The organism is Pseudomonas sp. ICMP 8385 (genome assembly GCF_002699915.1).
GTDB lineage: Bacteria > Pseudomonadota > Gammaproteobacteria > Pseudomonadales > Pseudomonadaceae > Aquipseudomonas > Aquipseudomonas gessardii.
Genome location: NZ_LKBY01000089.1, coordinates 1 through 13,698 on the forward strand (window position 1 = coordinate 1; position 13,698 = coordinate 13,698).

The following is a 13,698-nucleotide window of genomic DNA, read 5'->3' on the forward strand; positions in this document are numbered from 1 at the left end:
ATGGACAGGATCTGGGTGAAGCCGCAATAGAAGAAGATGCCTTCCAGGACGCAGTAGTAGGCGACCAGGTTGCGCAGCAGTTCCTTGTCGGTGTCGACGGTGCCGGTCTCGAACTTCGGGTCGGAGATCGAGCGCGTATATTTCAGGCCCCAGGCGGCCTTTTTGGCGACCGATGGGATCTCGTGGTACATGTTGAAGATCTCGCCTTCATCCATGGCCAGCGATTCGATGCAGTACTGGTAGGCGTGGGTGTGGATCGCCTCTTCAAAGGCCTGGCGCAGGATGTACTGGCGGCACTCCGGGTTGGTGATCAGGCGGTACACGGCCAGGACCAGGTTGTTGGCCACCAGGGAATCGGCGGTGGAGAAGAAGCCCAGGTTGCGCATGACGATGCGGCGTTCGTCGTCGGTCAGGCCTTCGGGGTTTTTCCACAGGGCGATGTCGGCGGTCATGTTGACCTCTTGCGGCATCCAGTGGTTGGCGCAGCCGTCGAGGTATTTCTGCCAGGCCCAGTCGTATTTGAAGGGGACAAGTTGGTTGAGGTCGGCGCGGCAGTTGATCATGCGCTTTTCGTCAACGGCGACACGGGCGGCGGCGCCTTCGAGTTCGGCCAGGCCTTCGGCGATGTCGAGTTTGTCCAGGGCGGCCTTGGCGCGCACGATGGCGGCGGAGTCATTGGCAGTGACGGCGCGGGCTTCGAGGGCGGCAGCGGCGCCGGCACCGTCGAGGCGGTCCATGTTGGCTTCGGTGGCGTGGCCGGCGTTGGCGCCTTTAGCGGCGACTTCGCCTTCTTCTTTGTCGAATTCGTCCCAGCTCAGCATGACGTGTCGTCTCCTGCGTGAGGGCCAATGGTGCCCGTGTGAAACCGGATGGTTGGGTGTTCACACGGCCCAGGGGCCGCGGTGGATCTTTAAGGAATCGTTTGTTGCAACAGCTCGCGCAGGCACTAAACGGAATAGGGCTACGGGTACTCTGCTTGAAGCCTGAGGGGCGGAGCGACAGTGTCGTACTCCTGCGGGGTCTCAGGCTTGGCTCGTTACCCCCATGTAAAGGGATATTGCAGGCCCGATTTACCCGCGCATTATAGGGAAAAATTTGCCTTTGTGTTGCGGCGGATGGTCTCGGTGGGCGGCCAATTTGATGGCGCTTGCGGCCAGAGTGCGGGTTTGCAAGGGTTTGCCCGGTGCGGATTTTTTTGACCGGCGGTCGGCGCTGCTTTTAAGGCACGGGTCTGGGGGCGGCCGCAGGTCGATTCGGCCCCGCCGTTCTTGCGCCCCTTGGCGCAAGAGCGGGCCACAGGGCGTTACTGCGCCGCGGCCTGAATACTGGCCAACATCTGCTTCCCTGCCTTGGCCGGGTCCGCGTCTTTATCGCTCATAAAGTGGCTGACCACATCAAATACCGCCCCTTGCACCGCCTGGGAGGTCGACATATTGAACGCCATGCTCGGCGCCAGGGTGCCGGCTTTCTCGGCTGCGGCAAAGTCTTTGGCAGAGGCCTGGGCGCAGCTGTCGAATTGGCTCATGTCCAGGCCGGTGATCACCGGGATGGAGCCTTTGTTCTGATTGAATACCGTTTGAAATTGCGGCTCCAGGGCGATCTTGGCCAGGTCGTCGCGCGCGGCATTGTTACCTGGCGTGTCGTTTTTACTGGACAGCTTGAACATCGCCAGGGAGTCGATGGTGTAGCTATAGAGGCCTTGGGAACCGGGGAAGGGCACGCATTCATAATCGATACCGGCTTGCTTGCCGGCCGCGCTCCATTCGCTCTTGGCCCAGTCGCCCATGATCTGCATGCCGGCCTGGCCCTTGATGACCTTGGCGGTTTCCATGTTCCAGTCCTGGCCCGCACCATTGGGGTCCATGTAGGTCTTGAGTTTGCGCAGCGCAACAAACACTTCGGTCATTTGGGGGCCGGTGAAGGTGGCTTCGTCGTGATCGATAAAGGCTTTTTTAAAACCGTCCGCACCGAGGAGGCTCAGCACCAGGCCCTCAAATACCGTGGTGTCCTGCCAGGGTTGGCCGCCGTGGGCGATCGCGATAAAACCGGCGGCCTTGAGTTTGTCGCCGGCGGCATACAGCTCTTCGAGGGTGGTCGGCGCCTGGGGCACGCCAGCCTGCTTGAGCACAGCGGGGTTGGTCCAGAGCCAGTTGATACGGTGGATATTCAGCGGTACGGCAACATAATGACCATCATATTTCATGAGCTGAGCAATGCTCTGGGGCAGCCGGTTATCCCACTGATTGGCCTTGGCCACGTCATCGATGCTGGTCAGCAAGCCCAGATTGCCCCACTCCTGGATATCCGGGCCCTTGAGCTGTGCGGCGGAGGGCGGGTTGCCGGACACGGCGCGGGTCTTGAGCACGGTCATGGCCGCTGCGCCCCCGCCACCGGCGACGGCACTGTTTTGCCAGGTGAAGCCGTCTTTTTCGATCAGTTGCTTGAGCACGTCCACAGACTTGGCTTCCCCGCCCGAGGTCCAGTAATGCACGACTTCCACGCGGCCCTTGCCCTCTGCGCCATGGGCGCTGAAGGTGCAGAGGCTGGCGAGGGAGGTGGCAACGGCAAGGCGATTGACGATTTTCATAGGGGGTGGCCCTTTTTGTTTTTGTGGTGAGAGGAGGGTGCTTATTCCAGCCCCAGCCCTTTGCGGCCGAGGGCGTTCAGTTGCCCGGTCATGAAGCGGTCGCGCCAGTGCTTTTCGTAGTCCTCGCGGGGGAAGTCATCGGGCGAGGCGCCTTGTTCAAAGGCCCGCAGCACGTCCCTGGCATAACGTAGGTTTTTCGGACACATGGGCGCAGCCGGTACGTACATCACATTGCCCCAGCCCTGCTGGTTTTCGACGGGAGCGACGCTATGGACTACATCGCAGTGCCACCACACCGAATCGCCGGCCTGCACGTCCGGGATCGGGGTCATGCCCTGGACCAGCAGCGGGTGCCACTGCTCCAGGATCGGCAGCACCTTACCCGGCACGACGCCACACAATTCATCCTCGGGCACATCATCCAGCAGCGGGCGCAGCAGCAGGTAGGCCATGGCCTTGGGGATCGGCAAGGTATGCAGTACGCCCTGGTCGGCAGTCATGTCGCACAGCGCGGTCCAACCCTGGAAGGTGCGGAAGGCCGAGCATTTGGTGCCTGGGTAGGCATATTCATCGACTTCGGTGCGATGGGCGGCATCCCAGGGGTCGTAGGATTTGAAGTCATTGCAGTAGATTTTCTCGAACACCTTCAGGTAGGCCGGGTGCAGCCAGCGCTCCAGCGCCCCGGAGTCGGTGTGCGGGCCCAGGCCCTTGGACGTGGTGCCGGGCGGGCGCCGCCGCACGCGGTCCGGGTACAGGGCATTGGTATCCGGGTCGAACCACTGACGGCCGTGGGATTCGATGGTCCACAGGCGGTTCAAAAAGGCTTGGGCACAGCCCATGCGCTCATGCTGGCGCAGTTGCATCTGGGCCTGGGACCAGTAGATCGGGAAGATTTCCGGGCGCGAGGCCTCCAGGTTGCCGAAGAAGTTGTCGGCAGGGCCACGGTAAACCGCGTCGAATTGGTTGTGGTCCAGGTAGTCCAACAGGCTCTTGTCCCATCCCAGCACCTGCTGCCTGGGGAAGTGGTTGCGGATCACCAGGCAGCCTCGGCGCTTGATCAGGGCGCGTTGTGCTTCTGTGACCTGGCCGTTGGCGAGGGTGGCAAAGTCGAGTTCGGGCCAGGCGGAGCCGGTCTGGGCTTGCTGGGTCTTGATCGAGGCGATTTCCGTGGCGATAAAGGCGCTGACTTCGGCAAACAGCGCAGGCACGTCGCCGATCTGTGCGCGCAGTACCTTTTTCATGGCGACGATGCTGCGTTTGTAGTCGTCGGGTAGCTCGGCACTGGCGAAGGATGGGGCGTTGTTCATGGGGTGGCCTGCATTTTTATTATTCATGCAGGTATGGAATCACTCCGAACGGCCTGGGCGGCAGCCTTATTTGGCGCGTTGAGCAATACGATTGTGGCGTTTGCTCCTGGCCCGGTAGAGGAATCAGCTTGGTGATGCCCTACTGGAAGTGATACCCATGCTGGCCACGGAAGTCTGAAGGTGTCATGCCTTTGTGTGCCTTGAACTGCCGGTTGAACAGGGCCTGGGAGGCGTAGCCGACCTGTTCGGCGATGGTGCTGACGGCCAGCTTGCTTTGCATCAGCAGGGCGCAGGCGTGCCCGATGCGCAGCCGCACGATGTAGTCCAATGCCGTGCAGCGTGTGTGTTTGCGGAACATGCGGTGGAAGGCGGAAACGCTGACGCAGGCCATTTGGGCCAACCCAGGAATGCTCAGGGGCTGTGCATAGTGACCGTGCAGGTAATCCAGGACCCGACGGATGCGCGCGTCTTCAATGATGTGAGGCGTGTCTTGCACGGCAATACGCTGCGCCGCGACATCCTGCGACAGGGTATTGAGCACGGTCAGCAGGGAAATCAGGCGCTGGGAGGCGTCTTGCTCGACCATGGCCTCGATCACCGGGCGCAGTGCGCGTGAGGTGGCGTCGCTGAAACTCAGTGCATGTTGCGCGGCCGCGAGCAGGGCACGGGTCGATGCCATTTCCGGGAACAGCTTGACCAGCGAGTCGGCCCAGGCCTCGGAAAACCAGATGACCAGGGCAATGTGCGGTTGGGCCGGGTCGATCGTCTCGGCCGACGACCAGCTATGGGGAACGTTCGGGCCCACCAGCACCAGGTCGCCATCATCGTAGCGTGCCACATCGTTGCTGATGTAACGGTGCCCACGACTGTTGAGGGTGAGGGTCAGTTCGTATTCGGGGTGGTGATGCCATTCAAACGGGATCGCCTGCGGCAGGCGCCTGTTGAGCAGGGTCCAGGAGGTATTGGCCTCGGTGGGGATTTTCTCGAAACTGGCTCTCATGAACCCATCCTGCCCGGCAGCGTCAGTAGCGACGCCACAATCGTAGCATTCGGGGGGCAGTGAACAAGCTTCTTGGCCGCAAGAACGATTCCTTGCGGCGAATATTGTCAGGGTAAGTTTCAACTAACTAAATTATTAGCCGTTAGAGCAACCACTGCCCATGACTTTGTAATTAAGGATATGACGCTGGCCCTGGTGATCTTCATATTCCATGCGTGCTGGAACAACTTCGCAGACATTGGGAATAGCACTCATGGACACCACCTTGGCAATATCCAGATCAGTGGAGTAGGTGTATTCCTCAACAATGGCGGTGTGCTGGCTGGCTACGTCAGTCGGGATCTCGTCGGCCAGGGCGGCGGTGGCGCACAAGCTGGCAAGGGCCATAACTAATAAAGCTTTCATTTCCAATTTACCTTTTTACAGTCGAAGGGGGGCACGGGGCCCTTGTGAGGCCACGTGTGTAACTTGAGTAGAGAGTTCGGATTAACGTGCCTTCGTGGGGGCTGCAACTTGGTTAATCACGGTGCCTTGTTGGCGAGGTTGATTTTAGGCGCCTGGGTTACATTCATATACCCGTGCTTTTGATAAACACTATTGGCGGTTTTCGTAACAATCCACGACAGAGGTTTTTTTAGATGCCGAGAAAAGCGCCACAGGCCCCGAGCCAGAGCATTGCAAGGGGATAACAGGGCAATTTGTAGGGGCTTGTTACTACCATCGTCGAATGGTTCTATAGGCCTACCCCGGCTACAACAGGGGCATACAACAACAACTATTGTCACCGAGGTAAGAAAGATGAGTGCGGCTTCCCTGTACCCCGTTCGCCCCGAAGTAGCAGCCAACACGCTGACTGACGAGGCGACCTACAAGGCCATGTACCAGCAGTCGGTGGTCAACCCCGACGGTTTCTGGCGCGAGCAAGCCAAGCGTCTTGACTGGATCAAGCCTTTCACCACGGTCAAGCAGACCTCGTTCGACGACCACCATGTCGATATCAAATGGTTTGCTGACGGCACCCTTAACGTTTCCTACAACTGCCTGGACCGTCACCTCGCCGAGCGCGGCGACCAGGCGGCGATCATCTGGGAAGGCGACGACCCTTCCGAGAGCCGCACCATCACCTACCGCGAGCTGCATGAACAAGTGTGCAAGTTCGCCAACGCCCTGCGTGGCCAGGACGTGCACCGCGGCGACGTGGTGACCATCTATATGCCAATGATCCCCGAAGCCGTGGTCGCCATGCTGGCCTGTACCCGCATCGGCGCGATCCACTCGGTCGTCTTTGGCGGTTTTTCCCCTGAGGCCCTGGCCGGTCGCATCATCGACTGCAAATCCAAGGTGGTGATCACCGCCGACGAAGGCATCCGTGCCGGCAAGAAAGTGCCGCTCAAGGCCAATGTCGACGACGCCCTGACCAACCCGGAAACCAGCAGCATCCAGAAAGTCATCGTGTGCAAGCGCACCAATGGCCAGATCAAGTGGAACCAGCATCGCGACATCTGGTACGAAGACCTGATGAAAGTGGCGGGCACGGTCTGCGCGCCCAAAGAGATGGGCGCCGAAGAAGCGCTGTTCATCCTTTATACCTCCGGCTCCACCGGCAAGCCCAAGGGCGTGCAACACACCACCGGCGGCTACCTGTTGTACGCGGCGCTGACCCACGAGCGCGTGTTCGACTACCGCCCGGGCGAAGTCTACTGGTGCACCGCCGACGTCGGCTGGGTCACTGGCCACACCTATATTGTCTACGGCCCGCTGGCCAATGGCGCGACCACGCTGCTGTTCGAGGGCGTGCCGAACTACCCGGATATCACGCGGGTGGGGAAAATCGTCGACAAACACAAGGTCAATATCCTCTACACCGCGCCGACCGCGATCCGCGCGATGATGGCTTCCGGCACCGCCGCCTGCGAAGGCACCGATGGCAGCAGCCTGCGCCTGTTGGGTTCGGTGGGTGAGCCGATCAACCCGGAAGCGTGGGACTGGTACTACAAAAACGTCGGCCAATCCCGTTGCCCGATTGTCGATACCTGGTGGCAGACCGAAACCGGCGCGACCCTGATGAGCCCGTTGCCGGGGGCCCACGCCCTCAAACCAGGGTCGGCGGCACGTCCGTTCTTTGGGGTGGTGCCGGCGTTGGTGGACAACCTGGGCAACATCATCGAGGGCGCCGCCGAAGGCAACCTGGTGATCCTCGATTCGTGGCCGGGCCAGGCGCGTACCCTGTATGGCGACCATGACCGTTTCGTCGACACGTACTTCAAGACCTTCCGTGGCATGTACTTCACCGGTGACGGTGCGCGTCGCGATGAAGACGGCTACTGGTGGATCACCGGCCGTGTGGATGACGTGCTCAACGTTTCCGGGCACCGCATGGGCACCGCCGAGATCGAAAGCGCCATGGTTGCCCACCCGAAAGTCACCGAGGCGGCCGTGGTTGGCGTACCTCACGACATCAAGGGCCAGGGCATCTATGTGTATGTCACCCTGAAAAACGGCGAAGAGCCGAGCGAAGCGTTGCGCCTGGAGCTGAAAAACTGGGTGCGCAAGGAAATCGGCCCGATCGCTTCGCCGGATGTGATCCAGTGGGCGCCGGGCTTGCCGAAAACCCGTTCGGGGAAAATCATGCGCCGTATCCTGCGCAAGATTGCCACGGCCGAGTATGACGGGCTGGGGGATATCTCCACCCTGGCTGACCCGAGCGTGGTGCAGCATCTGATCGATACCCACAAGACCATGAGCGTCGCGTAAGCGGGTCTAGGGGACCAAGCCCCATTCGGTGTAGGCCGGGTGGGGCTTTTTTGTGGGAATTCACTGTGAAATACCATCAATGTGGGAGCTGGCTTGCCTGCGATAGCGGTGGGTCAGCTAACCCATTTGAAACTGACCCACCGCTATCGCAGGCAAGCCAGCTCCTACAATAGGGTAGGGTGGCTGACAGACCGTTCTCAGCACCAAGCCAATAAATATCGGTTTATCTCGTAGGGCATTTCTGAATGTTACCCAGTGGTGCAAATGTGTAACCTTGCGCCCAAACATGAGGCAAAGTGCTACATCCATGCCGCGAAAACGCCCGTTTCAGACACCCGGCAAAATAAGATCAAACGCTACACTTGCCGGAATAGAAGGGTTTGCGAATAATAGGCCCGCAATTTGCAGCGTTAATAGGTTGAATATCTTTTGCCATTGCATAAAAAGCAGAGGCTGTCAATATGTCGGAGTCGTTTTCTCGGTGCTTCTGTAAATTGTTGTCGCATTGAGGAAATATCGGCTTCCGGCCTGTCGTTAGAATGCCGATCACTCGCTCGTCGTCGCCGTGTTGAACTGGTGTAGGACGCAGCACCGCTATTCGGTTTCACTCAGTCGCATCGTGGGCCATGGCTCATACTGCTGTTTTTGTCCTATACCGATGGAGTCCCAAGATGAAGAAACTCGTGCTGTTGGGCGCCCTGGCGCTGTCCGTGCTGTCCATGCAGGCCTTCGCTGAAGAGAAACCGCTGAAAATTGGTATCGAAGCAGCCTACCCTCCGTTTGCCTCGAAGGCGCCGGACGGCAACATCGTCGGTTTCGACTACGACATCGGCAACGCCCTGTGCGAAGAGATGAAGGTCAAGTGCACCTGGGTCGAGCAGGAATTCGACGGCCTGATCCCGGCGCTCAAGGTACGCAAGATCGACGCGATCCTGTCGTCCATGTCCATCACCGACGACCGCAAGAAATCCGTGGACTTCACCAACCGCTACTACCTGACCCCGGCACGCCTGGTGATGAAGGACAGCGTCACGGTCAGCGACAGCCTGGTTGAGCTCAAGGACAAGAAGATCGGCGTACAGCGCGGTTCGATCCATGACCGTTTCGCCAAGGAAGTCCTGGCGCCTAAAGGTGCGACCATCGTTCCCTACAGCACCCAGAACGAAATCTACCTGGACGTGGCTGCCGGTCGCCTTGATGGCACCGTGGCTGATGCGACCCTGCTTGAAGACGGTTTCCTGAAGACCGACGCTGGTAAAGGCTACGGGTTCGTAGGTCCTGCATTCACCGACGCCAAATACTTCGGCGACGGCATCGGTATCGCGGTACGTAAAGGCGACAAGGCCAACCTGGACCGCATCAACGCAGCCATCGCCGCGATCCGCGCCAATGGCAAGTACAAAGAAATCGAGAAAAAGTATTTCAACTTCGATATTTACGGCGCTGACGCCAAGTAAACCTTCGCAGTTGTCTGTCTGAAATGGCGCAAGCACCAGGATCTCTGAAGTTTGCGCCATTTTTTCATCCGCCTTTTCGAGGACCTGAATCATGTTGAAAGGCTACGGGGCCGTTATCCTCGATGGCGCATGGTTGACGCTTCAGCTCGCCTTGTCGTCCATGGCCTTGGCCATTGTTCTGGGTCTGATCGGAGTTGCCTTGCGCCTGTCGCCGGTCCGCTGGCTGGCTTGGTTGGGTGACCTGTACTCCACGGTGATCCGCGGGATCCCCGACCTGGTGCTGATCCTGCTGATTTTTTACGGCGGCCAGGACCTGCTCAACCGTGTCGCGCCGCTTTTGGGCTACGACGACTATATTGACTTGAACCCCTTGGCCGCCGGTATCGGCACCCTGGGTTTCATCTTTGGCGCCTACCTGTCGGAAACCTTCCGCGGTGCGTTCATGGCCATCCCCAAGGGGCAGGCCGAAGCGGGCATGGCCTATGGCATGAGCCCGTTTCAGGTGTTTTTCCGGGTGATGGTGCCGCAGATGATCCGCCTGGCAATCCCCGGCTTTACCAATAACTGGCTGGTATTGACCAAGGCCACCGCGCTGATTTCGGTGGTGGGCCTGCAAGACATGATGTTCAAGGCCAAGCAGGCGGCAGATGCCACCCGCGAACCTTTTACCTTCTTCCTCGCGGTGGCGGCGATGTACCTGGTGATCACCAGCGTCTCGTTGCTGGCCCTGCGTTACCTTGAGAAGCGCTACTCGGTAGGCGTAAAGGCGGCTGATCTATGATCTTCGACTACAACGTCATCTGGGAGGCCATGCCGCTGTACCTTGGCGGCCTGCTGACCACCCTCAAACTGCTGCTGGTCTCGCTGTTCTTCGGCCTGCTCGCCGCCGTGCCCCTGGGCCTGATGCGGGTGTCCAAACAGCCGTTGGTCAATGGCACGGCCTGGCTCTACACCTATGTGATCCGCGGCACGCCGATGTTGGTGCAGCTGTTTTTGATCTACTACGGCCTGGCCCAGTTTGAAGCGGTGCGCGAGAGTGTCCTCTGGCCGTGGCTGTCCAGCGCAACCTTCTGCGCATGCCTGGCCTTTGCCATCAATACCAGCGCCTACACCGCCGAGATCATTGCCGGCAGCCTCAAGGCCACGCCCCATGGCGAGATCGAAGCGGCCAAGGCCATGGGCATGTCGCGCTACAAGCTGTACCGCCGCATCCTGCTGCCATCGGCCCTGCGCCGGGCGCTGCCGCAGTACAGCAACGAAGTGATCATGATGTTGCAGACCACCAGCCTGGCCTCCATCGTCACCCTGATCGACATCACCGGTGCCGCGCGCACGGTGAACGCCCAGTACTACCTACCGTTTGAAGCCTATATCACCGCAGGCCTGTTCTACCTGTGCCTGACGTTCATCCTGGTGCGCCTGTTCAAGTTGGCCGAGCGTCGCTGGTTGAGCTACCTGGCACCCCGGAAGCACTGATATGGAACGCATCGAGCACGTACTGCCCTGGGGGCACCTGGGTTGCGAGCGCCAGTTGACGGTATTCCGTTTTGGCCATGGCGAGCGCAAGGCGTATATCCAGGCCAGCCTGCATGCCGATGAGTTACCGGGGATGCGCGCCGCCTGGGAGCTGAAAAAGCGCCTGGCCGAACTGGAACAGCAAGGTGCCCTCAACGGGGTGGTCGAGCTGGTGCCGGTGGCCAACCCGATGGGCCTGGGCCAATTGCTGCAAGGCAGCCACCAGGGGCGTTTCGAGGTCGGCACCGGCAAGAACTTCAACCGGGATTTCGTCGAGTTGAGCGAGCCGGTTGCGGCCTTGCTGGAGGGCCGGCTGGGGGATGATCCCCACGCCAACGTGCGCATGATCCGCCAGGCGATGGGCGATGCGCTCCGTGCACTGCCCGAGCCGAGCAGCCAGTTGCAAGGCATGCAGCGGGTCTTGCTGGGCCATGCCTGCACTGCCGATGTGGTGCTCGACCTGCACTGCGACGCCGAAGCCGCGCTGCACATGTACGCGCTGCCCCAGCACTGGCCGCAGTGGCGCTCGTTGGCGGCGCATTTGAATGTGAAGGTCGGCCTGCTGGCGGAAGACTCCGGCGGCAGCTCGTTTGACGAGGCCTGCTCGTTGCCGTGGCTGCGTTTGTCGCGGGCATTTGCCGAGGCGCCGATCCCCCTGGCGTGCCTGGCCACGACCCTGGAGCTGGGCGGCCAGGCCGACACGGGGCGCGATGAGGCGATTTTCCACGCCCAAGGCATCCTCGCATTCCTCGCCGAACAGGGCCTGATCAAGGGGCAGTGGCCGGCGCCGCAACATGAACCGTGTGAAGGCGTGCCCTTTGAAGGCACCGAATTGCTGTTTGCCCCCCACGCCGGGGTGATCAGTTACCTGCGTAAAGCCGGGGACTGGGTGGACGCCGGCGAACCGATTTTTGAAGTGATTGACCCTTTGGCCGACCGCGTCAGCATTGTCTGTGCCGGCACGCCGGGGGTGTTGTTTGCCGTTGAACGGCTACGTTATGCCCAAGCGGGTTTCTGGCTGGCCAAGGTGGCGGGGCGCGAAGCGTTGCGTCACGGGCGCTTGCTCAACGACTGACCAACTGTTTTTGTGAGAACCGACCGCATGTACAAACTTGAAGTCCAAGACCTGCATAAATGCTATGGCAGTCATGAAGTGCTCAAAGGCGTGTCCCTGGCCGCCGCGGCCGGTGATGTGATCAGCATCATCGGTTCCAGTGGTTCGGGTAAAAGTACCTTTTTGCGCTGCATCAACCTGCTGGAGCAGCCCCACGCCGGCAAGATCCTGCTCAATAACGAAGAGCTGAAACTGGTGCCCAACAAGGACGGCGCCATGAAGGCTGCCGACCCCAAGCAGCTGCAGCGCATGCGTTCGCGCCTGTCGATGGTGTTCCAGCATTTCAACCTGTGGTCGCACATGACTGCCCTGGAAAACGTCATGGAAGCCCCGGTGCATGTGCTGGGCATGTCGAAAAAAGACGCCCGTGAAAAGGCCGAGCACTACCTGGCCAAAGTCGGCGTGGCCCATCGCAAGGATGCGTTCCCCGGCCATATGTCCGGTGGCGAGCAGCAGCGCGTGGCGATTGCCCGGGCGCTGGCGATGGAGCCTGAGGTGATGCTGTTTGACGAGCCGACTTCGGCCCTCGACCCGGAGCTGGTTGGCGAAGTGTTGAAAGTCATGCAGGACCTGGCCCTGGAAGGCCGGACCATGGTGGTGGTGACCCACGAAATGGGCTTTGCCCGTGAAGTGTCCAACCAGTTGGTGTTCCTGCACAAAGGCATTGTCGAAGAGCGTGGCAACCCGCGTGAAGTGCTGGTCAACCCGCAGTCCGAGCGGTTGCAGCAGTTCTTGTCCGGGAGCTTGAAGTAAACAAGGCTGCGTTTGTGCACTGGAATAGTGCATGCTTGGCAGCCTTGAGGTTGGCCTCGATTCCCTGTGGGAGCTGGCTTGCCGGCGATGGCGGTAAGCCAGTCCCACCGCTATCGCCGGCAAGCCAGCTCCCACATTAGATCTCTGTTTGCTTTGAGATTTGTGTTGGTTTACGGGCTAGCATTGGCCCTTGTCTTCATTACCGTTTTCGCTTCGGATAGCCCTCCATGACAGCCCATCGCATCGGTTTCCTGATTTGGCCCAGCACTAAAGCCCTGACGCTTGCGCTGGCTGAGGAGGCCTTGCGCGTGGCCCAGCGGGTGCATCCGGATGTGGTCTACGAGGTGTCATTCCTGCAGGCCGAGCCACCGCTCGACGGCGAGTGGACATTGCCCGGCGAACCCTGGGCCGGCAAGCTGGAAGGCTTCCAGAAGCTGTTCCTGCTGGCCGATGAGCCGCCTACGGTAATCGCGTCCCAGCTGGGCACCGCGCTCAAGCAACTGGTGCGCGCCGGCTGCGTGATCGGCGGCTTGTCGGCGGGGGTGTATCCCCTGGCGCAACTGGGCTTGCTCGACGGTTATCGCGCCGCCGTGCACTGGCGTTGGCAGGACGACTTTGCCGAGCGTTTTCCCAAGGTCATCGCCACCAGTCATTTGTTCGATTGGGATCGTGATCGCCTGACCGCCTGCGGTGGCATGTCGGTGCTCGACCTGCTGCTGGCGGTGCTGGCCCGTGACCACGGCGCCGAACTGGCCGGTGCGGTCTCCGAAGAGTTGGTGGTAGAACGCATCCGCGAAGGCGGCGAGCGCCAGCGTATCCCCCTGCAAAACCGCCTGGGTTCCAGCCATCCGAAGCTGACCCAGGCGGTGTTGCTGATGGAGGCCAATATCGAAGAGCCGCTGACCACCGACGAAATCGCCCAGCATGTATGCGTGTCGCGACGACAACTGGAGCGGATCTTCAAGCAATACCTCAACCGCGTTCCCAGCCAGTACTACCTGGAGCTGCGCCTGAACAAGGCGCGCCAGATGCTGATGCAAACCAGCAAGTCGATCATCCAGATCGGCCTGTCCTGCGGCTTCTCCTCGGGGCCGCACTTCTCCAGTGCCTACCGCAACTTCTTTGGCGCCACCCCCCGTGAAGACCGCAACCAGCGGCGCAGCAGCAGCCCGTTCGAGCTCTCGTCGGTGCCCTCCGAGCGCGGCTGAGTC

General features: G+C 60.4%; 12 protein-coding genes. 7 read left to right on the plus strand and 5 right to left on the minus strand.

Annotated elements, in window-relative coordinates; translation table 11 throughout:
* The 5 genes from AO268_RS08620 to AO268_RS08640 form a co-directional block, all read right to left on the minus strand.
* A partial coding sequence (locus AO268_RS08620; RefSeq protein WP_099168439.1) for a ribonucleotide-diphosphate reductase subunit beta occupies positions 1-821 on the minus strand: 821 nt, incomplete at its 3' end.
* Between the two features lie 482 nt (positions 822-1,303).
* Positions 1,304-2,587, minus strand: coding sequence for an ABC transporter substrate-binding protein (locus AO268_RS08625; protein ID WP_099168440.1), 1,284 nt, complete (start codon positions 2,585-2,587; stop codon positions 1,304-1,306).
* A 41-nt stretch (positions 2,588-2,628) separates the two neighbouring features.
* The gene (locus AO268_RS08630; RefSeq protein WP_099168441.1) at positions 2,629-3,894 is read right to left on the minus strand and encodes a DUF1479 domain-containing protein; all 1,266 of its coding nucleotides are present in this window, start codon (positions 3,892-3,894) and stop codon (positions 2,629-2,631) included.
* A 139-nt stretch (positions 3,895-4,033) separates the two neighbouring features.
* On the minus strand, positions 4,034-4,894 hold the full coding sequence (locus AO268_RS08635) for a helix-turn-helix domain-containing protein (protein WP_099168442.1): 861 nt from the start codon (positions 4,892-4,894) through the stop codon (positions 4,034-4,036).
* Positions 4,895-5,029: 135 nt separating this feature from the next.
* Entirely contained in the window at positions 5,030-5,299 is a 270-nt protein-coding gene (locus tag AO268_RS08640) for a DUF2790 domain-containing protein (RefSeq protein WP_076962901.1), read from the minus strand.
* A 393-nt stretch (positions 5,300-5,692) separates the two neighbouring features.
* Here AO268_RS08640 and acs point away from each other — a divergent pair, with 393 nt between their 5' ends.
* The 7 genes from acs to argR all read left to right on the plus strand — a co-directional run bounded on the left by acs (position 5,693) and on the right by argR (position 13,695).
* Positions 5,693-7,648: an acetate--CoA ligase gene (acs, locus tag AO268_RS08645; RefSeq protein WP_076962900.1), complete on the plus strand. Its 1,956-nt coding sequence runs from the start codon at positions 5,693-5,695 to the stop codon at positions 7,646-7,648.
* A 671-nt stretch (positions 7,649-8,319) separates the two neighbouring features.
* Positions 8,320-9,105 (plus strand): ABC transporter substrate-binding protein, encoded by a 786-nt coding sequence (locus AO268_RS08650; RefSeq protein WP_099168443.1) that lies wholly within the window; start codon positions 8,320-8,322, stop codon positions 9,103-9,105.
* A gap of 91 nt (positions 9,106-9,196) precedes the next feature.
* Entirely contained in the window at positions 9,197-9,886 is a 690-nt protein-coding gene (locus tag AO268_RS08655) for an ABC transporter permease (protein ID WP_029294434.1), read from the plus strand.
* Positions 9,883-10,581, plus strand: a complete 699-nt coding sequence (locus AO268_RS08660; protein WP_076962898.1) for an ABC transporter permease — start codon at positions 9,883-9,885, stop codon at positions 10,579-10,581. Before AO268_RS08655 ends, AO268_RS08660 begins: the two co-directional genes overlap by 4 nt.
* A 1-nt stretch (position 10,582) precedes the next feature.
* Positions 10,583-11,695 (plus strand): succinylglutamate desuccinylase/aspartoacylase family protein, encoded by a 1,113-nt coding sequence (locus AO268_RS08665; RefSeq protein ID WP_099168444.1) that lies wholly within the window; start codon positions 10,583-10,585, stop codon positions 11,693-11,695.
* A 27-nt stretch (positions 11,696-11,722) separates the two neighbouring features.
* Positions 11,723-12,487, plus strand: a complete 765-nt coding sequence (locus tag AO268_RS08670) for an ABC transporter ATP-binding protein (RefSeq protein ID WP_076962896.1) — start codon at positions 11,723-11,725, stop codon at positions 12,485-12,487.
* Between the two features lie 227 nt (positions 12,488-12,714).
* Positions 12,715-13,695 (plus strand): transcriptional regulator ArgR, encoded by a 981-nt coding sequence (gene argR, locus AO268_RS08675; protein ID WP_076962895.1) that lies wholly within the window; start codon positions 12,715-12,717, stop codon positions 13,693-13,695.
* Positions 13,696-13,698 lie beyond the last annotated feature (3 nt).